Source organism: Vibrio sp. Vb2131 (assembly GCF_033338535.1).
GTDB lineage: Bacteria > Pseudomonadota > Gammaproteobacteria > Enterobacterales > Vibrionaceae > Vibrio > Vibrio alginolyticus.
Genome location: NZ_JAWOSW010000157.1, coordinates 1 through 527, shown reverse-complemented (window position 1 = coordinate 527; position 527 = coordinate 1). Strand labels below are relative to the sequence as shown.

Annotated in this window: 1 protein-coding gene and 1 pseudogene; both read right to left on the bottom strand. The window is 44.8% G+C overall.

Annotated elements, in window-relative coordinates:
- On the bottom strand, positions 1 to 372 hold a 372-nt coding region (locus R7E38_RS23350; protein ID WP_229611231.1), incomplete at its 3' end, for an amino acid permease.
- A gap of 78 nt (positions 373 to 450) precedes the next feature.
- Positions 451 to 527 (bottom strand): annotated as a pseudogene (gene ebgC, locus R7E38_RS23345) (beta-galactosidase subunit beta); the annotation flags it as partial.

The following is a 527-nucleotide window of genomic DNA, read 5'->3' as shown; positions in this document are numbered from 1 at the left end:
TGGCGTCAGAATGTATTCATAGCCCAAGAACGCGTAAGACGCATAAGCGATAACACGCGGCAGCAAGGACGTGAAGAAGAATAGGTTAACGAACCAGTAAGTGTAGGCAGAGATAAACGCCCAGCGACCGCCGAGTGAGCTTTTTACCCATGCGTAGACCCCCGCTTCAGAATCTTTATTCAGAGATACGAATTCTGCGATGATCAAACAGAAAGGGATGAAATAAAAAATGGTCGCCAGAAAGAACATTGGCGCAGACGCTAGACCGATCTCGATGTTGTTATTGATTACGTTATTAAAGCTAAATACTGCAGCAAAGGTGAGGGACAACAACCCGAATTTGCCTATCGTATTACGTTTGGATTCAGACATGTTCTATCTCCGGTGAATCACGTTGGAATTGTAGGGAGGAAGGGCTTGTAATGCTGTGACCACAGCCCTTCTCTTGTTTTATTTATTTAGGAAGTAGCCATCTTCGATGGTCACTTTAAGCACCACTTTTCTTACACGGTTGTCTCCATGGAAGC